Raw genomic sequence first — 22,221 nt, 5'->3', positions numbered from 1 at the left:
CTCCAAATCAGGGTTTCGGCTATTGTTTGCGTAAGTCCTTAGTCTGTCTGCATTAAACCTTCAATCTTCAGATTCAGGACTCAAGACTTTGTTCTGTGGTAATATCAACTGCACGAAACCGCAAAAAGCCGTGGCTACTGTATTAAAATCTCATCGGGCATCAAGAAGGCGTAAACATTCAACGCATCCTCTCCAGCGCTTGCTTGAGTATGGACACCAGTATCGTAAACAAATTTGGCTGGCGACTACTTATTCTACCCTCAATAAATTTTTCGACTTGGCACCACCAGGCTTAATTGGCGTGGCAGTGGATGTAGTCGTTAAACAGCAGGATTCTATAATTGCCCAGTTAGGGGTACGCGATGTCTTTCAACAATTTTTGATTATTTCCTTCCTGACTGTCATCATTTGGATACTAGAATCTGTTTTTGAATACGCCTACGCTCGACTTTGGCGGAATTTAGCTCAGAATATTCAGCATGACTTGCGTTTGGATGCCTACAAACATTTGCAAGAATTGGAATTAGCTTATTTTGAAGAACGCAGCACTGGTGGTTTAATGTCTATCCTCAGTGATGATATTAACCAATTAGAGCGGTTTTTGGATGGAGGAGCAAATGATATTATCCAAGTTTCTGCAACTGTTCTAATTATTGGCGCTGCTTTCTTTATTTTGGCTCCTAGTGTAGCGTGGATGGCTTTGTCACCAATGCCATTTATCCTCTGGGGTTCTTTTGCTTACCAACGACTGCTTGCACCTCGCTATGCTGATGTCCGGGAAAAGGTAGGTTTCCTCAATTCGCGTTTGTCAAACAATATTAGTGGAATAACTACCATTAAAAGTTTCACTGCCGAAACTTATGAAGCCTCTCGTTTGGAATTAGATAGTGATGCTTATCGCCGCAGTAATGCCAAAGCAATTACTCTTTCTGCTGCTTTTGTACCGTTAATTCGGATGCTGATTTTGGTAGGTTTCACGGCATTACTCTTATATGGTGGCATGGCAGCAGTTTCTGGAGAAATGTCTGTAGGTACTTATAGCGTATTAGTATTTTTAATCCAGCGCTTGCTGTGGCCTTTAACTAGATTAGGCGAAACATTTGACCAATATCAACGGGCAATGGCTTCTACTAATCGAGTCATGAATTTGTTAGATACTCCTATCGCCATTCATACAGGTGATGTGGCGTTACCTGTGAATGAAGTTCGCGGTGAAGTGCAATTTAAAAATGTTTATTTTGCCTATAAAGATAGATTTCCAGTAATTAAAAATCTGTCTTTGGATATTCCGGCGGGGAAAACCATTGCAATTGTCGGTTCAACAGGTTCAGGTAAAAGCACTTTAGTCAAACTTTTGTTGCGGTTATATGAAGTGCAAACCGGAAGCATTACTCTTGATGGCATTGATTTGCAAAGTTTAAATTTGCAAGATTTACGGCGCTGCATTGGTTTGGTGAGTCAAGATGTCTTTCTATTTCATGGCACTGTAGCAGAGAATATTGCTTATGGTAGCTTTGAGAACACAGAGCAAGAAATTATCACGGCGGCGAAGATAGCCGAGGCGCACGAATTTATTATTAACTTGCCCCAAGGTTATGAGACAATTGTCGGGGAAAGAGGACAAAAGTTATCTGGTGGACAAAGACAACGGATTGCGATCGCACGGGCAGTCTTAAAAAATCCCCCCATTCTGATTTTAGACGAAGCGACCTCAGCAGTAGATAATGAGACAGAAGCGGCAATCCAGCGATCGCTAGAACGGATTACAGTAGATAGAACTACAATTGCGATCGCTCATCGTCTTTCCACCATCCGCAATGCCGATTGCATTTATGTCATGGAACATGGGAAATTAGTAGAGTCGGGCACTCATGAGCAATTGCTGGAGAAAGACGGTATTTATTCTGGCCTCTGGCGTGTACAGTCAGGCTTAAGATAACTTTCCCCCTTCTTTGTGTTTTAATTACGAATTACAAATTATTTATGTTTTTTGGCAATAATCAACCAGAATCAGGTGATAACAAGTGGCGTGTCCAGTTGGATAGGTTTGTCAAAGCAAATCAGCAAGAATTGGCGGCGCTGTTTTGGGGATTGTGGTTAGCAAATGGTGATAGTCAAGGTACTGTTGGTATTGATTTGCAACCAACGCCACATTTTGTTTATTGTCCGAAAGAACAGATTGAGAATTTAAATATTAAAGTTGAGAATCGGCTGCAAGAAATTTTGGGAATTGTTGAGAATCATAAGCCGGAAATAGAAGTTGTGATGATTGGCATTGGTAAAGGTGAAATTAAGTTAATTCAGTTTGCACCGGAACCAGCACCACCGATTTGTTTTGAGCAATCTGGGAAGGATGTGGATGGGTTATTAGATGTGCTAGAAGAGAGGATGAGGGGGGAGATTGTTTTTTAACGCAAAGGGACGCGGAGGGAAGCGCAGAGGTACGCGAAGGAAGATAAGAACTCTGCGCTTGTTGTTTAGTTGATTGCTTTGTGGAAATCTGGGTAAGTTAGATTTTCGGCGCAATGCCAGATGATTTTAAACACAGCTTCGTAGCGATAAGAATTGTTCTTGTAGAACTGTTTACCTAGATAGTCTTTTAGGGTTGTGACTACTTGTGGTAAATGTTCGCTTTGGAGGATTTTTGTCAAACTATCAGCTATATCCAAGAGATCAAGATCCTGAGAGGTTTGAATGGATCTGATAAAAACAGCGATTAGTTTATTTAGCTTCTCTGTTTTTAATTTTCTACTTAGGTTAAATTTTTGTAAAATACGAGCAGCACTTGTAAAAATTGATTCATCCTTTGTAGTGTTCAATAGCCGAATTAGAGTCTCAAATGCCTGTTGATTATTGGAGTCTATTTTCAGCAAGATAAAGAGCGCACTTAGAGATGTATGCTCATCTTTTAATTTAACTATTTTCCACATAGCTTTAATTATTTGCTGCTGGTAGTCATTAGTTTGCGCTAGTATGTCGGCCACATAAAAATATACGTATTCCTCCTCAGCAGTTTCAAATATCTTAGATAAGGTACTAAGTGCCATCCTGTTACCTGAATCGAATTCTGCTAGACGTAAAGCAGCCTTACAACGGAAAAATTCATTCTGAGTTGTTTTAATTCTCTCTGTTAAAATAGTGATTGCAGCTTTGTTACCTGGATCAATTACCATCAGATATCTAATAGACATATCGAGTAAATATGTATTCTCGGTAGTTTCGAGAATCTGCACTAAAGTATTTAATGCTATTGGATTACCTGGATCGATATCCCACAAAGCCTTAGCTGCATCTGAACAAATCACGTCATCTTTGTATTTTTGGATGAAATCAATCAGGGTAGCGATCGCAATTTGATTGCCATAAGCTATGTTTCCTAAAGCTATAATCGCACCTTGATATATGTCTTCTAAAAGCAACCAGTAATTTGTAATCTCATCAGGCTCCATCTTGATAAATTGGATTAAAGTACTGATTACAGTTTCATTTTTGTAGCCAATTTGCGCCAAGCTACAAATTTCACTCCAAGGGATAATTTTAGCTTGCTTCATTAGCAGTAATAAAGCAGCGATCGCACTTTTATTACCCGGATCGAGTGTTCCTAACTTCTCGGCTGCAACTCGGAGAATTGAACGACTTTCTGTAGTATGAACCAAATGGACAAAAGCAGCAATAACCCGTTTTCTGTCGGTTAATTCCAGGGTTTTTCTAGCTGTCTTCACTAATGCTTTTGGTAATATCTGCCAATCTTGTTTATCTTGCCGAAAATAGGCATAACTCCATTTGAGTAGCTGTTCTACAATTGCATCAGCCAAACTACATTCTGGGAACTGGGATAAAGCCTCAGCCGCCAAAAAATAAGCGCGATACCGATAAAAATCGCCGCAGCCGTCATCAAAATCTATTAAAGCTTGAATAAAATCTTCTTTCTGCTGCTTATCTACATCCTTTTGGCTGAACCAGTGGAGAATCTCTGCTTTCCACTCCGGCTCAAAGATGCGGTAAGTGCCTTGATTTAAATTGCTGCGATCGTGGTTAAAGAAATACTGCCAATCATGCATTGCCTCCTATCCACTGCGAGATGTGGGACGAAAGGGACTTAAAATGAATCTTGCTACATCAGTTTGCTTTCTGTCAAGTCTAAACGTAATGAGGAACTGTAAAGTTTTCCGTCTTATGACTCAAAACAAGCCGCAGGCGAAATATGAAAAAACTCCGTAAATTTGCTAATGTGATTAACTGTTAGCTTGCGCTGTCCACTCAAGACTTCAGCTACAATAGACTCGGTTTGAAAGATAGGAATTAAATCTTTTTGTCGGAAACCAAATTCGGCTATCAACGCTTGAAGTAATTCTACACCATGAATATCAGGTATTGAATAATATTTTTGTTCGTATTCGTAAACCAGAGTACCTAAAACATTGAGATAGTCTTGTTCATCTGGTGTTAATTCCCCTTTATCAATCAAGGAATCGATTACTTCTTGCGTAGCCAGGAATTCTTCCTCGGAAGTTATGGGACGAGGAGGAAATGATTTTGCCCAACTGACTTTTAGAAAAACGGTATTCACACGGGAGAAAATACTCTTATCGGGGAAACTTAATAAATGTGAAGGGTACTAAAGTACCTGTGTTGTTTTTCCTCCCTGGTTAAAAGCCAGAAGGTTCTTAAACTTCCGTGAGGTTTTATGAAAGAGATAAAAAATAAAATTACGAATAAATTAGAACGACTATTAGAACGATCGCTAGTACCTCGTTTGGTACGCTGGGGAGAATATCTAGAAACCAAAATCAGGCGATATAAGCATCAAGAACTTAAGAGTAAATTAAAATTTTGTGGTTCTGGTCTACGATTTAAGCGAGATATTACAATCGACCATCCACAAAATGTATCTCTGGGAAATAAAGTCTACATCGGCCCGAATGTTTTATTAGATGGACGTGGTGGAATCACAATTGGAGACAACACCACACTTGGATTTAATGTTGTTATCCTCTCTGCAAATCACGACTATCAAAGTAATGATTTGCCTTATGAACATAATGTCTACATCCATAAACCTGTTGTCATCGGTCGCAATGTTTGGATTGGCGGAAATGTCCTAATTATTCCGGGAGTTACTATTGGAGATGGTGCAATTGTAGCGGCTGGTACTGTTGTAACTGCTAATATTGAACCTTTAGCAATTGTTGGAAATCAACCGATGAGAACAATTAAATACCGTGACAAAGAACATTATGAACAACTCGCTAACAAGCAAGAAAATCAGGATATCTCGTAATTATTACACGATAGTAGGGTGGGGATTTTACTGCCCACCCTACTTACCTAAACTAAAGCTGGCGTATTTGCAGGCTTGACTTGAGGTATAGCAACCATCCGCATTCCGGCTGGTGTAGCGACAGTTAATCCACGGCGTACAGGACGCACAGGACGTTTATTAACTAGCGATACTTGAAAGTCAGATAGAACAGTTGCTAAGACAATTTTCATTTCATACTGGGCAAATGCCATTCCAATACAGCGACGATTACCGCCACCAAAGGGTAAATATTCATAAGGTGAATATTGTCTTTCTAAAAAGCGTTCTGGTTTAAACTGCTTGGGTTGTGGATAAACTTCTTCTCGATGATGCGCTAAATAAATACTGGGGACTATTGCCGTTCCCTCTCGCAGTTCGTAGCCCATAATTGTAATTGGAGTTTTCACAATCCGGGGGAAAGCAGTCATTACAATTGGGTAAATTCGTAGTGTTTCTTGGCAAACTGCTGTCAAATAGGGCAATTTACCTACACTACTCAAATCGTGGTTAACTCCAATGGTGTTGAGTTCCTTTAGTAAATTCTCACGCACCTCTGGTAAACGATCAATCCAGTAAAAAGCCCATGTCAATGCCGAAGCAGTAGTTTCATGTCCCGCAACTAGCAGTGTCATTAACTCGTCGTGTAATTCTTCATCTGACATCCCTTGACCATCGTCGTAACGAGCCGCCATCATCAAACTTAGGATATCTTGGCGATTTTGATCTGCTTGGGCCCGACGTTCTCGAAGTAAAGCATAAATCAGTCGATCAATTTTTTGCTGTTGTTGCAGAACCCAACCCCACGGACTCCATGCACCGAAATCTTTTTGCATGAACTGGAAAAAGAAGGCGCTGGACATTATGGGCGAAGTGATGAAGTCTAATAAGTCACTTAGCGATCGCCTTAGTTCTTCAAAAAGCTCTCCCTCGTTCAAACCAAAGACAACCCGTAAGATAACACGCAAAGTAATTTCTTGCATCGACTCACGGATATTAAAAGGCTTGCCAATTTTCCATTCATGACTCACCTGTTGGGTTATTTTCCGAATATCTTCACCATAAGCCCGCATCCTTTCGCCATGAAAGGGGGGAGCTAAGAGTTGCCGTTGCCGTTGGTGGCGATCGCCATCTGATAACATAAAGGAGCGATCGCCAAGTAAAAATCTTAGCCCTGTGTTTCCCCTCCCAACCTCAAAATGGCTCGAATCCGCAGTAAAAATCTGCTCAAGCGCTTGGGGTTGACTAAAATACACAAGATGGTTATCAGAGCTACTACTCCTGATGGTGAAAGTGTCACCATAGGTTTTGGCAAAATCATCGACATATTTCACTGGCTGACTAATAAACTTGATCATCCGTAACCATCGCGGCATTTGAGGCCCATCAGGCAGATTGTAAGTTGCTGTCATAGGAGTTTGTAAATTTGATGGCTTCTGAATTTTATTGTTACGACTTTTCATGTTATTTAGGGTTACAGAAAGCGGTATATTCATGATTGGGGACTGGAGACTGAGAACTGAAAAGAGAATAATAAAAACTCTTGTACAGACGCGATTAATCGCGTCTCTATTCCTAACTCAGCACTCCTAACTCAGCACGGGCTAAACGCCCCGCTACCGCTAACACGAGGCAGCATCGGAAGCAAGCAGTGCCAAAAATCATCGCTATTCTCAACGGTAAAGGAGGAGTCGGCAAAACGACTACCGCAGTCAATCTGGCTGCAAACTTTGCGAAGAAAAAAAAGGTGTTGCTGATTGATGCAGATATTCAAGGTTCTGCCAGTTGGTGGTTTGGGCGCAGTCAGCAGGGAATGGGATTTGATTTATCTCAAGAAACAGATCCCAAGCTTTTAAGTGATTTAGGAAAGATAACAGGTTACGATTTAGTAGTGGTGGATACGCCTCCCGCACTGCGCTCTGAAGCATTAGTGGCGGTAGTTGCGATCGCAGATTATCTAGTTTTGCCTACACCCCCATCCGCAATGGATTTAGCTATCCTCGTGGAAACAGTCAAGGAAGCCGTCATCCCCGTGGGAACCCCCCATCGGGTACTGCTTACTAAAGTCGATACGCGCAGTATTGGGGAAGCGCTAGAAGCAAAAAACACTCTCACTAGATTAGGTATTCCTGCTTTTAATACCTTTATCCGTGCTTATAAGGCTCATGAACGAGCGGCGCTTGAGGGTGTAGCGATCGCTCAATGGCGAGGAAGTAATGCACGAGAGGCGGAGTTAGACTACCGTCGTGCAGCTGATGAATTACAGCGTGATTGGAGAAAATAATAATGGCTAGGAAACAAAGTCTCTCTGACTTACTACAAGAAGAGGCACAAAAATTTACACCCCCAGAAGGTGAATCTGCGATCGAAGTTACAGCACAAGCAATTACAGAAGAACAGGCTTCATCTGATGAAGAATCCTCAGCACAAACATCTGAGCCAAATTCTACTAAGCGCACAAGCCCAACTAAAGCTGATTTAGAAGCAACTGTCAAAGAATTAACAAGTAATCTCGAAAAAAGCCATAAAAAGGAAGCATCTTTAGGGCAAGAAATTGCTGATTTGCAATCAAAATTATCTAAACAACAAACATTAGCATCGGAACACAAATTATTAGCACAACAAGTAACAAAAGAACTTGAAGAAACCAAAAAAACAGCACTGCAACTTGCAGAAGCAAATTCCAAGCTTATAGAAGAAATTAATGCTTTAAAACAAACAGCAGAAGATAATTCTAAAAAACTTGTTGTCAAAGAAAGTACTGCTATCAAACCAGTCAAAGACCATTACAATCCACTTAACTATAAAAAATCACATCGTTCATCGGAAACGTTAGCTCAAAATCAACCACAAAATCAACCAAATGAGTATCCTGATAGTTCTAATGAGATGTGGTTACTTGACTAGAGTTGATATCAGTTCTTTGTGAAATTGCACAAAATCAGGTTTTGTAAAACAAGGGGCTTAAGCTCCTTGTTCTATCCAACCCCACAGGTAATCGGTATTTTACTTAGTAAATAACAAACTGCTTTAAACTCGAAAGTTTAAAATATGCTGTGCGGTGATTTGTGGTTGTTCCAAGTGCGGGAGATGACCACAATCTTGAATCCAGATGAGATTGCTGTGTGGAATTGCTCTTTTAAATCTCATAGCATCCTTAGTACCCAAAATTTTATCGGAATCGCCCCATAAAATTAGCGTCTGTTGCAGAATTTGTGATATTTTTTTAAATCTAAAAGCGCTGTAACCACCACTTTTAGTAAAAGCAATCAAAGCTTGATTCCAACTGGGCATTTGTAGATGTAATGCACCACAACATAAAGCATCGATAGAAGCAAGACTTTGATTTTTATATCCAATGCGAGAAACGCGATCGCGCACCTTTAGATTACTCAAAAATTGAGTTGCGAAATAATCCAATGGGGGAAACATGAATTTACTTAACGGTGAACCACCAGCCAACCCCGCACTATCAATTAACACTAGCTTTTTTACAACTTCCGGGTAAGTCAGCGTAAAATCAATCGCCGTTGCACCCCCCATAGAAGCGCCCACTAAAATTACAGGTTGCTTAATTAAGCTTTTCCAGAAATAATAAAGATGGGTTTTAATCGCAGTTGGGCTATAAGCAATTCCTGAGAGTCTATCTGTAAACCCAAAACCCAACAAATCCACAGCCCACGTTTCATTATCTCTAGAGAGTAGTGGCAAAAGCCGTCGAAATTCTAATACAGAACTGTCAAAGCCGTGAATCAATAAAATAGGAGTTCCACCACTCCCTTGCTTGACATAAGTTGTGGTAACTGGTTGATTAATTAAAGGAGTAGCGATCGCAGCAGTTTGAATACTCTGAGCTAGTGCGATCGAGGCAGATTCTGTCAGTTGCCCCACTGCTTTAGGAAGAAAATTCGGAAACATAAATTTCAGTTTATCGTACTAGCTTGCTTTGGCGCATCGCTGATTTTGTTAAACAACAAAATTACACAAACTAATCTGCTCAAGTATTATTTGTAATACATAAAACATAGTTTAGCGGCTAATCAAAATATTTTAACTCTTGTACAGACGCGATAAATCGCGTCTCTCCTAATTCCCACCACCAAAGAAAATTTTGCAAAATGTCAAAATTGGGACTAAAGCCACGTACAATTGATATCGCCTATCCCTTATTCCAGGAGCTAATGCCATGCCAATGGCGGTTGGCGTAATTGAAACTTTAGGTTTTCCTAGTGTTTTAGCAGCAGCTGATGCAATGGTTAAAGCTGCCGCAGTTACGATTGTGTATTATGGTCAAGCTGAAAGCGCTCGTTTGTTAGTCGCCGTCCGGGGACACGTTTCTGAAGTCAATAGAGCTGTTGAAGCCGGAATCGTAGCTGGAGAGCAAGTCAAGGTTGGTACAGTAATTACCTACTACGTTGTTCCTAATCCCCCGGAAAATGTGGAAACCATATTGCCAATCCATTTCACTGAAGAATCAGAACCTTTCCGTATGTTCTAAGCAATTTTGCTATCAAAATCTGTAGCGAAGCTTCGTACAATTAACTCGTAGTCCCCATATCGTTTATTCATACAGGAGATTAATAATGTCATTACAGGCAGTTGGAGCCCTTGAAACGAAAGGTTTTCCTGCGGTGCTAGCAGCAGCAGATGCAATGGTAAAAGCTGGTCGAGTTACCCTTGTTGGTTATATCAGAGTAGGTAGCGCTCGCTTTACAGTTAATATTCGGGGCGATGTTTCTGAAGTAAAAGCTGCTATGGCTGCTGGTGTTGAAGCCGCAGAAAATGTTTTTGGCGGTACACTTGAATCCTGGGTAATTATTGCTCGTCCCCATGAAAACGTTGAAGCTGTTCTGCCAATTGGTTACACAGAACAAGTCCAAGGGTATCGAGAATCTGTAGAAAATCCGATTGTTAGAGCGAACAATCGATAGATTCAACCCTCTGCGGGGAAATTCAAAACGAAGAATCCCCACAAATGAATTTATTGAGAAGTCTATTTTAAGGCTTCTGAAAATTAAAGTCTTTGAGGTTTGCATTCTTTCTGTTATTAGATTTTGCAGAAGTTGAATTTTGAAGCAGAGGGAAGCAACAATCAGAGTCAATAGTCAAAATCCATCATATTGACTGTTGACTATTCATTTTTACGAATGTAAACGTTTTATATAACAGCTTATCAAACATCCTCTAAAAGACTAATTTACGTATATACATCTAGATAAAATATATTAAGAAATTTAACTTAATACAATTCAGTTCAGGCTCGATCCTCCTCCCCAATTACCCTTATAAAGGAGGCAATTAAGCCCATTTGAAGAGGGTTAGATGGATCTTATAGGTCAAAATCTGATGAACACCAAGCGCATTAAGATTTAACTAAGTATTTTTCTACGTAGGGGATTGTAGAGTGTTGAAACTTATACGGGTGAAATAACGTCTGACATTGAGTTAAATTAGATTCGTTCCTTCTATCTGTTACAAAATATCAGATATCCCCGATCCATCTCGTGCAAAGGTGTATCCCCACCACTCTAGGCAGATTTATATCCTCAGTTAACAAACATAACTTTACAAAAAGCTTAAATTCACATACTTGCTCTAAATGCTTCATTTACAAGGGTTTTGGGTATTTTGGAATTGAAAGGAAAACATCAATGTGGAAATTTCTGCATAATTCTAGTGAATTAAGACGTAATAAGAGTAGAAACACTGAGCTATTTTCATGAAACTCATGAAATCTGGGGCAGCTGCCAGTTAACAATTAGGTGGGATAAATGGGGGTTGTAATGCAAACTTCAAAATTGAGTTTCGAGGAATGCAATCTCAGTATGACAACAGATATGGAAAAACTGGCTTTAGATTGGCAAAAGCGCTTGGCTAATGAATGTCCAGAGCAAAATGAAGCTGCTAGGCAAAGTATTATTCTCTGGCTATTTGGATCTGACTCAAAACGGTTCGATCTGTTAAACCCGAAGGAACTTGAGATCGCCAAACAGGCGATGGAATATCGCTGGAGGATTTTACGTCAACGTTATTTGGGGTTTGGGCGAGAACGTGCTTATCGCAACTTGATATCGCGACTAGGGAGTTTAGTGACATTACGGAATAAGATTCAGACTTGGGTTTCCCTCAGCCGCGATCGCCAGCGCAGTGTGATGGATGTATTGCAAGAAGTACTCCAAGAATTACTGCAAACTGATGCCTATATGCAGCAACAAATGGCTGATCTTGCCAAATATACAAGCGATAGACGATTGGCGGATGCTCTGCTATTTGCCAGTGTAGAAGAATATTGTCTGCGGCCAGTACGCAATCAACCCCTATTAGCTTATCGGTTTGTAAATTACTTGCGTCGCACTCAGCGCGGTGGCTTAACCCAAGTGCCAGGCCGTGACATGATTAGACTGGTGTCAGAAGAAGTCCTCACCGACGACAGTGACAATCGAGTTAACTTAGTAGATAGTCAGGCGATCGCAGAATATCAAGAAACACAACAACTAGAAGAACAACAAGCCCTACGTCAGTCCGTCCAAAAAGAATTTGAAAATTATTTACAAGAAAATCTCGGAAAAGACGCAGTAGAATGGCTACGACTGTATCTACAAGGTAAGTCCCAAGACGAGATCGCCCAAAAACTGGATAAACAGACTAAAGAAGTCTACCGTCTGCGAGAAAAAATTAGTTACCATGCTGTGCGTGTTTTTGCCCTCAAAGGTAAACCAGAGCTAGTAGAAAGCTGGCTCTCAATTTCCTTACAAGAACATAATTTAGGGTTAACGCCAAACCAATGGCAACAACTTGATGAAAAATTGACTCCTTTGGGGCGGCAAATCCTAGATTTACGGAAAGCAGGTAACTCAATAGAAGCAATAGCTCAACAGCTAAAACTCAAAACACATCAAGTATTAGGTGAATGGACAAAAATTTATCTTGCAGCCCAAGCTTTAAGAACCCAAGAGTAGCCAATTCCAAGGGTGAAAGACAAGGCAAATGGGGAGTGGCGAAGTGGAGGAGTAGGGAAAGTAGGGGATTAGGGTAAGAAGAAGTATTAATTATTTGCCCAATGCCCACTTCTCAGTATTATCCCCAATCCTTATCTAAAATTTATCTTCTACTTACGTCTACTTAAGTATATATAATTTAAATTTTAACAATCAAACAAAGTATCTTTATTAACTACTTACTCAATTAGAGGCAAAATATAAATAAACACCACGCAATCAAACCTATGTTGTCTTCCGAGGGCGAACTAAATGATACCGCAGCAAATGCAAAGCAAATCCTAACTGCCGCTCAAACTAGATGGGAGGAAGGAAGGGAACGCGAGCAAATGTTCCAACTGATTGATAATCTTTTATCCTTTGAAGCTTGCCTCTACCACCAGATTTTGCCCTTGGGATTAGAAGACAAAAACCTCTTGCTAGGTATGGTTTATCCACAAGACAGTGAGGCACTAGATTATGTTGGTCGCATTTTGTCTTATATCAATTGCACAATGCTGATTGAAGCGATCGCAAGCGACTCTCACCGCAGAATATTATCAGCCTACCTCAACCATAAGAATACATCTCAGCTAGATGCAAAACTTGTGCATGAGTCAACAGAGGACTTTCCCCAGCACAATGCTGACAAACCTATTCCCTCCCTAAATGCTGACTCAGAATCAAATCAGCACCCACTATTGATGGCGTTTCAGACACAAAAGCGTCAACATTCTGGACAGCGTGTAGACTTGCCTCCTATCCCAGAGCTAGATCAATCATCTCAAACCCTAAGGAGCCAAGAGGGTGAGACATCCGTTGCAGTAGCAAACAATCTACCTATTTTGCCTACACAAGTTCCTGAATTACTTACTCCTATTGAGTTGTTGCCAACACTACCACCCAAAAAACTACTAGAGGAATTACTAGGGCGAATTCTGGGTGGGGGAATAGGTCGGCTGTATTTAGAAAGACAAGCTTACGAAGGCAGGATACTGTGGAGTGATAATGGAATATTGCAGTCTGTATTAGACAAACTGCCGCTCTATGTTTTCCAAGGAGTACTGAATGAATTAAAGCGGTTTGCCTCCCTACCTCTCATCACGCTTGCAGAACCAAAACAGGTAGAGAAGGAATATGTGTATCAAAAAAACCGCTTATTATTACGCTTGCGAGTTATGCCGGGAACCTATGGTGAAGAGGCAACACTCCAAGTCTTGCGGGGAGCAGCATTAAAATTCTATCAACAACAACAATTGATGCGTCTAGGACGTGATGCTTTAGGAATTTCTCAGCAACTAAGTTTCAAATTACATGAACTACAAGAACGGCTTTTGTTGAATCCTAGCCTTGACTCTCAGCAATCAGAGGCTTTAGCTACACTGAATCAATTAGTGAAAAACTTAGACCAACAGATCAAAATCCTAGCAATACATAGCAATCCACCAACAGACAGCAAATTATAGGTCTGTCAGTGAAAGCGCTGATTGCGATCGCGTACATAATTGTTATGTTGTAATGGGACTTTAGACCGATCAACCTTAAAGGTTCATCTCAAATAAATACAAATTTTGCGATCGTACTCTGAGTAAGATTACGGTTTAAACAAACTTATAGTATCAAAGTTAGTTTCCCGCTCTTGAATCCATTTGTTGCAAATATTTCATGCTAACTGAGGTTTTTAGTGAACTTTTCCCCTTGATGAGTACAGCCAACCCACAGACCTTAGAATGGCTGCTCAACGTTGCAATTGAACATGAATACCCATCGGGGCGAGCCGTTGTGATGGAAGATGCCTGGGGTAATGCCGTTTACTTCGTGGTTTCTGGTTGGGTCAAAGTCCGGCGTACTGTCGGGGACGATTCAGTAGCTTTGGCAATTTTTGGTCGTGGCGATTTTTTTGGAGAAATGGCAATTTTAGATGAATCTCCACGCTCAACCGATGTCATTGCCCTTTCACCCGTGAAGTTGCTTAGTATCTCCAGAGAGCGTTTTATTCAAATATTGTTTAAAGACCCGCAATTACATCACCGGATGCTGCAACTGATGGTGCGGCGATTGCGGCAAATTAACCAGCGATTACAAATGCGGTCTTCACCACCAGCAGTCAAACTCGCTCATACTCTAGTAACTTTAGGTGAAAGTTATGGTCAGGAATCAGACTTAGGAAGAGAAGTTTTTAACATTCCTTTTAAAGATTTAGCAGAGGTAACAGAAATCGGTGTTGAAGAAACCACCAAAATCATGGAAAAGCTTCATGAAAAAGGGTGGATCAAAATTGATAGCGCCAATAACATTACTTATCTTGTGAATTTCAAGCAGTTGATAAACTTGGCTGGCAAAGTGTGATTACTTTATCTTGACCGATGCAATATTGCCCCGCGTTCAACGCGCTATTTTGTCAATTAGTCTATCTTCCATAGGCGCAAAAAGAAATCTGAAAAAACTAAGTGTTCTAGCTTGGAGAACCCCTAATGGCGATCGCACTTTCCATTAATCTCAAAGTACACGCAGTAAGCTAGGAATACTTTCAATCGCTGACAAATCCCGGATTTCTGCCAAAGCTTGCCTAAAATTGCCTTCCCGTACATCATGGGTAACAACCACAATCTCTGCTAGTTCCCCTTGAAAGCCAGTTTGGACAATTGACTCTAAGCTAACGCCATAGTTACCAAAGCAAGTCCCCAATTTCCCGATAACTCCCGGTTGGTCATTGGTAAGGAAACGGGCATAAAACCGAGTTCTCAGTTCTGCCATCGGCGCAATTTGGCAGTATTCTTGATGTCCACAAGCTATTAATGGATTTGCAACTGCTGTATTGGTTTTGAGGACAGCAACTAAATTTAAGATATCTGATGTCACAGCACTGGCGGTTGCACCAGCACCAGCACCGGGGCCGAAAAACATTACTTGCCCAATAGGTTCTCCTTCAACGAGAATGGCGTTGTAAACGCCGTTGATGCTAGCCAAAGGGTGAGCTTGGGGCACTAAAGTCGGATGAACTCTGACGGAAAGTGGTGATGAGGGAGTATCACGTTTAGCGATCGCTAATAATTTAATCACAAATCCCAATTTTTCGGCGTAGGCAATATCTGTTTTGCTCACTTGCCGAATGCCTTCGGTATAAACATCTTGTAGGTTGATGCGTCCACCAAAGCTTAATGATGCGAGGATGGCAATTTTATCTGCTGCGTCTAAGCCATCAACATCGGCTGTCGGGTCAGCCTCAGCATAACCCAAACGTTGGGCATCAGCTAAGACATCGCTGAAGTTGCTGCCTTCTGTTTGCATCCGCGTCAGGATGTAGTTAGTTGTACCGTTCACAATGCCTGTGACAGTGTGAATGCGGTTAACACTCAAAGACTGCTTTAGGGGTTGAATCACCGGAATCCCGCCACCCACAGCAGCTTCTAGCATGACGTATACGCCAGCTTGATTAGCAGTTGTGAAAATTTCTGCCCCAAAGCGAGCGATCGCTGCTTTATTGGCGGTGACTACGTGCTTACCATTACTTAAAGCTTTGAGAATTAGCGATCGCGCCGGCTCCAGTCCGCCCATCACCTCGACAACTATATCTACCGCCGGATCGTTGACAATGGATTCTAAATCTGTTGTTAAGACTTCTGTAGATAATTCTACTGTCCGATGTTTATCGAGCGATCGTACTCCTACCCGATAGATTTCTATCTCTTGTAACAACGGGTGCCGTCCAGCCTTATCTTGCAACAACTGCACTGTACCCGTTCCCACAGTGCCTAATCCGAGTATTCCTAGTTTCACACCCACAATTTTTGCACCCAATTAATTTTTAAGTACTGAGTGCTGAGTGCTGAGTGCTGAGTGCTGAGTAGTTAACAAGTATTTAATACTTTACCCCCCAAAACCGAGAACTCTTTCCTCAGCTATTTTTAATATTCATAACAAAACAATTGTAGGGCGAGCATAGCCCACCCTACTCATTCATAACTTAGAACTGAAAACTCAGCACTCAGTAAGTTCCTACTTCGTAACTCAGCAATCAGCACTCAGCACTTAGTAAGTTTCTACGTGCCAGCGACCGCCTTTCTTGAGTTGCTTCTGGTAATCACTCCAGGTTACGCCTTCCTTAGCAGCAGCAGCAGTTAAGGCTGCATCAATACCTTCTTCCATACCCCGCAAACCGCAGATGTAGGTGTGAGTTTTTTCATTTTTAATCAACTGCCACAATTCATCAGCATGTTCTGCTACGCGGTCTTGAATATACATTCTACCGCCTTGGGGATTTTTCTGTTCGCGGCTAATGGCAGCAGTTAGGCGGAAGTTATCAGGATATTTTTGTTGAATTTCTTCCAGTTCTTCCTTATATAAAAGGTTTGGAGTTGTTGGTACGCCAAATATCAGCCAAGAGAATCCTTTAAATTGGTATTCTGGGTTAGCGGCTCTTTCCGCATCTTTAAACTGCCGCCACAGATAAGCCCGCATAGGAGCAATACCTGTTCCAGTTGCCATCATAATGACATTAGCATCAGGATCTTGGGGTAACAACATTTCCTTACCCACAGGCCCGGTAATTTTTACCTCTGCTCCTGGTTCCAAGAAACACAGGTGTGTAGAGCAAACACCGTAGACTGTTTCGCCAGTTTCTGGGTGCTTGTACTCTAACTGGCGGACGCACAGTGATACTGTCTTATCATCTACATCATCGCCATGACGAGTTGAGGCGATGGAATACAGTCTCAGTTTTTCCGGTTTACCGTTCTTGTCTACTCCTGGTGGAATAATCCCAATACTTTGACCTTCTATATACTTTAAATTACTCCCAGATAGGTCAAATTTAAGGTGTTGAACAATACCAATACCGCCTTCTTTGACTAGCGGTTCATTAGATATTACCTTGCCAATAAACGGAGCATTGGGACGGTAAGTGTTAACAGGAACGTCACCGTGGTCTTTTTTGGCTTTCGCTTGAGTCATGGTGTTGCCTTTCTTGTCCTTGTTCTCTTCAGCACTATGAGCATTTACAGGTGTGGCTTTACCATTCCCTTCACTGTTAGCAGTTTCCCCAGATTTAGCTAATTCGCTGACAACGCTTGTAGCATTCCCAAATGAGGCTTTACCATTAACTGGCTCTAGAGCAGTTATAGGCTGGATGCTAACAATTGTGCCGCCTAGACGAGTGATACGTCGCATTTCTTGATTCATGCGGTTGTAAGGCACTCTGATGAACACACTGCCACTTTTCCGAATTGGGTAGTTAGTTTGATCAGTTTCTTCGCTCTGACGCAAACCCACTACTTCATAAACGAAGATGCGGCTACCTAATTCTATATTGGCAGCACCCTCAACAGCACCTTGATTGTACATTCGTTCTACCACTCCGATAATTTACTTAACCGTTTTTCAAAAAAAACTATTCCTATCCCATGCCAGCTTTAGTTTACCGGATTTTCGTTTCACAAAACTGGCTCTCAAGGAAAAACGGCATCATTAAATTAATGCCTTGCTAAGTACACTCACCAAAGACATGCAGGCATAGCAAAAAACACACCTGTTCACCTTCTAAGGTAAATGATAAGTCTTGTGGAGAATGTTAATAATGAGTCAATTTAATCTTTTTTTCTTAACTACCACCCGCATCAGCGAGATAGTTTTTTGACTTGACTACCCAACGAGCAACTCACAATAGCAGATATTGATAGGAGAACTAGTTTGATTGCTGGAAACACCACTCAGTTGACCTCCAAAATTTGCCGTTGTGTTTACTTACTTCGAGGACTTAAATCGGGGAATACCAATACCGGAAAGTTTCCTTTACATTCGTTTTGATTCACCAAATCTACTGCTCTCTCGAAATGTTATTAGCTATATTTTATGACCTGTCTAGAGACAATTACATGATTATTACAACTTCAGCTACAAACATAACAATAGGAAGAACCGTGATTCTAGCAACTATAATCAGTTTCACTTGACGTGAAAAATCTGTCAACCTCTATTCAGTACTTTGCCATAACCCAAACGCTTGTATTTGACCATATATATAAATTTACAGCCAATAATTTGACTAATGCAAGCTGTTGGCTCATTCGTTGGGTAGATTTTTGCTTTGAATATCTTAAGTATTGTCGAGTAGGAATTACAATTTAAGAATACAAGGAAATTCGCGGCAATGCGGCAATAATAAATTATACCTTATCATCTTAATTATATAGAGTCAGAAGTAGCAGTCTGATAAAGTTGCAACGCTGATGGGCTGTGTTGATCCCCATTTTTAAATTAACAACTAAATCACCTAAAAATGATTCATGAACCACGCTAATTCTTCTTGACAGTAATCTTGTATGGGATACCCCCTTCTGTTAAAATCAAATATACCACTAGGATTAAATACTTACCGGCACCAAAATTCAGGCTAGTCCGACGAGTAGCAACTTAATTACTTTGTTGCCTACCCGCTTGGTGTCTTATAGATGTGCTAGGTAGCAAGAACGCAGGATAAACCAAAGGGGTAAACTCCTGGCTTCAGAATCTGCTGTGTGAAAAAATATTGACACAATTTTAGTATTTTAGAGGGGATTTATGACAAGTAAGCCGGAACGCGTGGTACTGATTGGAGTAGCCGGAGACTCTGGATGCGGGAAATCTACGTTTTTGCGTCGTTTGATAGATTTGTTTGGTGAAGATTTAATGACAGTCATCTGCTTAGATGATTATCACTCCTTGGATCGTAAACAGCGTAAAGAAACTGGGATAACGGCACTAGACCCCAGAGCGAACAATTTTGACCTAATGTATGAGCAAATTAAAGCGCTCAAAAATGGTCAAGGGATTGATAAGCCGATTTACAACCACGAAACAGGCTTGCTCGATCCGCCAGAGCGGGTAGAGCCGAATCACATTATAGTTGTTGAAGGACTGCATCCTTTATATGATGAGCGGGTGCGATCACTAATCGACTTCAGTGTTTATTTTGATATTAGCGATGAAGTCAAAATCGCCTGGAAAATCCAGCGAGATATGGCTGAACGCGGTCATCGCTACGAAGATGTCTTAGCGCAAATCAATTCCCGCAAACCTGACTTTGAAAAGTTTATCGAACCACAAAGAGAATTTGCCGATGTGGTTCTCCAAGTATTACCCACCAACTTGATCAAAAACGACACCGAGCGTCGAGTCTTACGAGTACGTATGCTCCAACGGGAAGGTAAGGAAGGCTTTGATCCAACCTACCTATTTGATGAAGGCTCAACAATTAATTGGACTCCCTGTGGACGCAAGCTGACCTGTTCTTATCCTGGTATGCAACTATACTACGGTTCAGATGTTTACTACGGTCGCTATGTCTCAGTACTAGAGGTAGATGGTCAATTTGACAACTTGGAAGAGGTAATTTATATCGAAACCCATCTCAGCAATACATCCACCAAATACCAGGGTGAATTGACTCATTTATTACTCCAGCACCGTGAGTATCCAGGTTCCAATAATGGTACTGGTTTCTTCCAAGTACTTACAGGTTTAAAAATGCGTGCTGCCTATGAGCGTTTGACAGCTACGGAAGCAAAGCTAGCGGTTCAGGTTTAAAAGCAGCAGTACTTGTGTCAAAGTTTGTGGGGACGCTTCTGGGTGTCCCCCTTTTTTTGTGTTATTAAATACATTTTGTTTACGAAATAATTACCATAAATTTATTTTTTTACAGATACTTACCTTATAGTGAGTGGTTTTTATCAATATCAACAAGATACTAACTACTGAAGTATAAATATTGTTATGATTTCATAAATTAATGTGAGTTCGATGGCTCCTAGGAAACTAAATTGTTTCTCTCAAGGCATAACGAATGCCGTTGGTTGGAAGCTCACGTTAAATTTAGGTAGTTGACATTTAGTCAGCAAAAAAATTCAAGTCAGGAGGAATTTGCTTTGTCTCGTCGATATTTATTTACCTCCGAGTCAGTAACCGAAGGTCATCCAGATAAAATCTGCGATCAGATTTCTGATACCATTCTGGATGCCCTACTGACACAAGACCCTAGCAGCCGTGTCGCTGCTGAAGTAGTAGTTAATACTGGTTTGGTGCTAATCACTGGTGAAATAACCACCAAAGCAAATGTGAATTTCGTCAATCTCGCCCGCAAAAAAATTGCCGAAATTGGCTATACCAATGCTGATAATGGCTTTTCTGCTAACAGCACCAGCGTTCTGCTGGCTTTAGACGAACAATCACCTGATATTGCCCAAGGTGTTAACACCGCTCAAGAAACCCGCCAGCAAGATAGTGATGAGCTATTCGACAAAATTGGTGCAGGCGATCAAGGTATAATGTTCGGTTTTGCCAGTAACGAAACACCAGAACTGATGCCCTTACCCATCAGTCTCGCCCACCGCATTGCTCGCCGATTGGCAGCAGTTCGTAAAACAGGCGAATTGTCATACCTGCGTCCTGACGGTAAAACCCAAGTAACTGTGGTCTACGAAGATGGGCGACCAGTAGGTATTGATACTATTCTAATTTCCACCCAGCATACAGCCACTATTGGGGAAATTACGGATGAGGCGGCTGTACAAGCCAAAATTAAACAAGACCTTTGGTCGGCAGTGGTCGAACCAGTTTTTGGCGATATTGACGTTAAGCCTAACGATCAGACGCGTTTTTTAGTTAACCCCACTGGCAAATTTGTTGTTGGTGGCCCTCAAGGAGACTCTGGTCTGACTGGACGGAAAATAATCGTTGACACCTACGGTGGTTATTCACGGCATGGTGGCGGCGCTTTTTCTGGCAAAGACCCCACGAAGGTAGACCGTTCTGCGGCTTATGCGGCTCGCTATGTGGCGAAAAACATTGTCGCTGCTGGGTTAGCAGAAAAAGTTGAAATCCAGCTATCTTATGCTATTGGTGTAGCGCGACCAACAAGCATTTTGGTAGATACCTTTGGCACTGGCAAAGTGGATGAAGAAACCTTACTGGAATTAATCAACCAACATTTTGAACTGCGTCCAGCAGGGATTATCCATACCTTCAACTTACGCAACCTACCAAGTGAACGAGGCGGACGTTTTTATCAGGACGTCGCGGCTTACGGTCATTTTGGGCGGGCTGATTTAGACTTGCCTTGGGAACAGACCGATAAAGCCGAATTGTTGAAGCAAGCAGCAAACGAGTCGCTTTCGGCAGTAGTTGCTCAAGCACTAACTTAGACTTATACGCGACTGCAAAAACTTAGTTTATATATCTTAGGGTATAAGCAAATTCAAAAATTGCCTATACCCTTATTTATCTTTCAATTGTCGCACGAAAGGCGGGAGTATCCCAACCGTTTTATTTTCAAAGCAGGTTTATTATGATGCCTTCAGACAAAAATGAGAGCATGAATAAACGAACCATAAAGAACGCAAAGGTAAGAGTTTTGTAAAGGATTTTTGCGTCAATTAAGTGGTTTTTAGAAAAATTGGATGCTCTCCGAAAGCTGAAATTAATCATGTTAAGGTTTTAAGCCAGCACCTTGGATGCTAACTGGTTTTTGGTCATCTCCTTAGTGTCTAGATGCCCGATTCCCCTCAGCGACCGATTTCGACATCTTCGAGCTGATAGGAAAAGATATCGTTGGTTAAACAGGCGAAGTCGGCGGCCGAGTTATCCAGCGCTCGCATCGTTCGGGTGCGGTAAATCTCCTGCGGGATCTCGTTGCCCTGAGCTAGTCGGGACAGACTCATAGTCAGATCCGAGCCAAAAGTCTTACGGCACATCTCAACATAATCTATCGGGTCGGGAATCCGATTTTGAATCTGGTTGGCGAGTTCCCACACCCAGCTGTCAGTCATATCCTGGATTGCGCAGCGGAACTGAGTCCGCACGTTGGCAGACATGGGGCCAGCTGTGCGAGACTAAATAGGGCTTGCTGAAAAAGTCGTATTTAAGCCAGATCAAGAATCAATTAACAATGCTTGTAAGTGAAAATATAATTTA

18 protein-coding genes and 1 pseudogene are annotated in these 22,221 nt (G+C 41.4%); 12 read left to right on the top strand and 7 right to left on the bottom strand.

Annotated features, from left to right (window positions below; all coding sequences use genetic code 11):
• Positions 1-130 precede the first annotated feature (130 nt).
• Both GNF10_RS11850 and GNF10_RS11845 read left to right on the top strand, forming a co-directional pair.
• On the top strand, positions 131-1,939 hold the full coding sequence (locus GNF10_RS11850) for an ABC transporter ATP-binding protein (RefSeq protein ID WP_185583210.1): 1,809 nt from the start codon (positions 131-133) through the stop codon (positions 1,937-1,939).
• Between the two features lie 44 nt (positions 1,940-1,983).
• A complete protein-coding gene (locus GNF10_RS11845; RefSeq protein ID WP_185583211.1) occupies positions 1,984-2,412 on the top strand; it encodes a hypothetical protein in 429 nt (142 codons plus the stop codon).
• Between the two features lie 65 nt (positions 2,413-2,477).
• Here GNF10_RS11845 and GNF10_RS11840 read toward each other — a convergent pair whose 3' ends face one another.
• Both GNF10_RS11840 and GNF10_RS11835 read right to left on the bottom strand, forming a co-directional pair.
• On the bottom strand, positions 2,478-4,061 hold the full coding sequence (locus GNF10_RS11840; protein ID WP_185583212.1) for a hypothetical protein: 1,584 nt from the start codon (positions 4,059-4,061) through the stop codon (positions 2,478-2,480).
• 113 nt (positions 4,062-4,174) lie between these two features.
• A complete protein-coding gene (locus tag GNF10_RS11835) occupies positions 4,175-4,570 on the bottom strand; it encodes a type II toxin-antitoxin system HigA family antitoxin (RefSeq protein ID WP_185583214.1) in 396 nt (131 codons plus the stop codon).
• A 117-nt stretch (positions 4,571-4,687) separates the two neighbouring features.
• Between GNF10_RS11835 and GNF10_RS11830 the strand changes: the two genes are divergently transcribed.
• The gene (locus tag GNF10_RS11830; RefSeq protein ID WP_185583216.1) at positions 4,688-5,281 is read left to right on the top strand and encodes a DapH/DapD/GlmU-related protein; all 594 of its coding nucleotides are present in this window, start codon (positions 4,688-4,690) and stop codon (positions 5,279-5,281) included.
• 47 nt (positions 5,282-5,328) lie between these two features.
• On the opposite strand, the gene GNF10_RS11825 is transcribed toward GNF10_RS11830, so the two are convergent.
• Entirely contained in the window at positions 5,329-6,711 is a 1,383-nt protein-coding gene (locus GNF10_RS11825; protein ID WP_185583218.1) for a cytochrome P450, read from the bottom strand.
• Positions 6,712-6,950: 239 nt separating this feature from the next.
• Between GNF10_RS11825 and GNF10_RS11820 the strand changes: the two genes are divergently transcribed.
• Together GNF10_RS11820 and GNF10_RS11815 are read left to right on the top strand one after the other, a co-directional pair.
• The gene (locus GNF10_RS11820; RefSeq protein ID WP_012409272.1) at positions 6,951-7,583 is read left to right on the top strand and encodes a ParA family protein; all 633 of its coding nucleotides are present in this window, start codon (positions 6,951-6,953) and stop codon (positions 7,581-7,583) included.
• Positions 7,584-7,585: 2 nt separating this feature from the next.
• The gene (locus GNF10_RS11815; RefSeq protein WP_163935370.1) at positions 7,586-8,206 is read left to right on the top strand and encodes a hypothetical protein; all 621 of its coding nucleotides are present in this window, start codon (positions 7,586-7,588) and stop codon (positions 8,204-8,206) included.
• A gap of 123 nt (positions 8,207-8,329) precedes the next feature.
• Here the strand turns inward: GNF10_RS11815 and GNF10_RS11810 are convergent, their stop codons facing one another.
• Positions 8,330-9,217, bottom strand: coding sequence for an alpha/beta fold hydrolase (locus GNF10_RS11810; RefSeq protein WP_185583220.1), 888 nt, complete (start codon positions 9,215-9,217; stop codon positions 8,330-8,332).
• A 268-nt stretch (positions 9,218-9,485) separates the two neighbouring features.
• Between GNF10_RS11810 and GNF10_RS11805 the strand changes: the two genes are divergently transcribed.
• The 5 genes from GNF10_RS11805 (at position 9,486) to GNF10_RS11785 (ending at position 14,625) form a co-directional block, all read left to right on the top strand.
• A complete protein-coding gene (locus GNF10_RS11805; protein WP_069069150.1) occupies positions 9,486-9,797 on the top strand; it encodes a BMC domain-containing protein in 312 nt (103 codons plus the stop codon).
• An 85-nt stretch (positions 9,798-9,882) separates the two neighbouring features.
• A complete protein-coding gene (locus tag GNF10_RS11800) occupies positions 9,883-10,230 on the top strand; it encodes a carbon dioxide-concentrating mechanism protein CcmK (protein WP_185583221.1) in 348 nt (115 codons plus the stop codon).
• Between the two features lie 840 nt (positions 10,231-11,070).
• Positions 11,071-12,258 carry a HetZ-related protein 2 gene (locus GNF10_RS11795; protein ID WP_185583223.1) on the top strand — a complete coding sequence of 396 codons (1,188 nt, stop codon included), beginning with the start codon at positions 11,071-11,073 and terminating at the stop codon, positions 12,256-12,258.
• A gap of 266 nt (positions 12,259-12,524) precedes the next feature.
• Positions 12,525-13,742, top strand: coding sequence for a pilus assembly protein PilB (locus GNF10_RS11790; protein WP_185586323.1), 1,218 nt, complete (start codon positions 12,525-12,527; stop codon positions 13,740-13,742).
• Positions 13,743-13,941: 199 nt separating this feature from the next.
• Complete coding sequence (locus GNF10_RS11785) at positions 13,942-14,625, top strand: Crp/Fnr family transcriptional regulator (protein ID WP_114081365.1); 684 nt, start codon at positions 13,942-13,944, stop codon at positions 14,623-14,625.
• 150 nt (positions 14,626-14,775) lie between these two features.
• On the opposite strand, the gene GNF10_RS11780 is transcribed toward GNF10_RS11785, so the two are convergent.
• Together GNF10_RS11780 and petH are read right to left on the bottom strand one after the other, a co-directional pair.
• Complete coding sequence (locus GNF10_RS11780; RefSeq protein ID WP_185586325.1) at positions 14,776-16,062, bottom strand: homoserine dehydrogenase; 1,287 nt, start codon at positions 16,060-16,062, stop codon at positions 14,776-14,778.
• Between the two features lie 246 nt (positions 16,063-16,308).
• Positions 16,309-17,619, bottom strand: coding sequence for a ferredoxin--NADP reductase (gene petH / locus GNF10_RS11775; protein WP_185586324.1), 1,311 nt, complete (start codon positions 17,617-17,619; stop codon positions 16,309-16,311).
• Between the two features lie 1,215 nt (positions 17,620-18,834).
• On the opposite strand from petH, the gene GNF10_RS11770 reads away from it, so the two are divergent.
• Both GNF10_RS11770 and metK read left to right on the top strand, forming a co-directional pair.
• Positions 18,835-19,839 carry a phosphoribulokinase gene (locus GNF10_RS11770; protein WP_114084043.1) on the top strand — a complete coding sequence of 335 codons (1,005 nt, stop codon included), beginning with the start codon at positions 18,835-18,837 and terminating at the stop codon, positions 19,837-19,839.
• Between the two features lie 338 nt (positions 19,840-20,177).
• The gene (gene metK / locus GNF10_RS11765; RefSeq protein WP_185586322.1) at positions 20,178-21,452 is read left to right on the top strand and encodes a methionine adenosyltransferase; all 1,275 of its coding nucleotides are present in this window, start codon (positions 20,178-20,180) and stop codon (positions 21,450-21,452) included.
• Between the two features lie 360 nt (positions 21,453-21,812).
• Here metK and GNF10_RS11760 read toward each other — a convergent pair.
• Positions 21,813-22,124 (bottom strand): annotated as a pseudogene (locus GNF10_RS11760) (germacradienol/geosmin synthase); the annotation flags it as partial.
• Positions 22,125-22,221: the final 97 nt, after the last annotated feature.

Source organism: Nostoc sp. UCD121, assembly GCF_014222285.1.
In the GTDB taxonomy this organism is placed as follows: Bacteria; Cyanobacteriota; Cyanobacteriia; order Cyanobacteriales; family Nostocaceae; genus Nostoc.
This window is presented reverse-complemented; position numbering and strand designations above follow the sequence as displayed.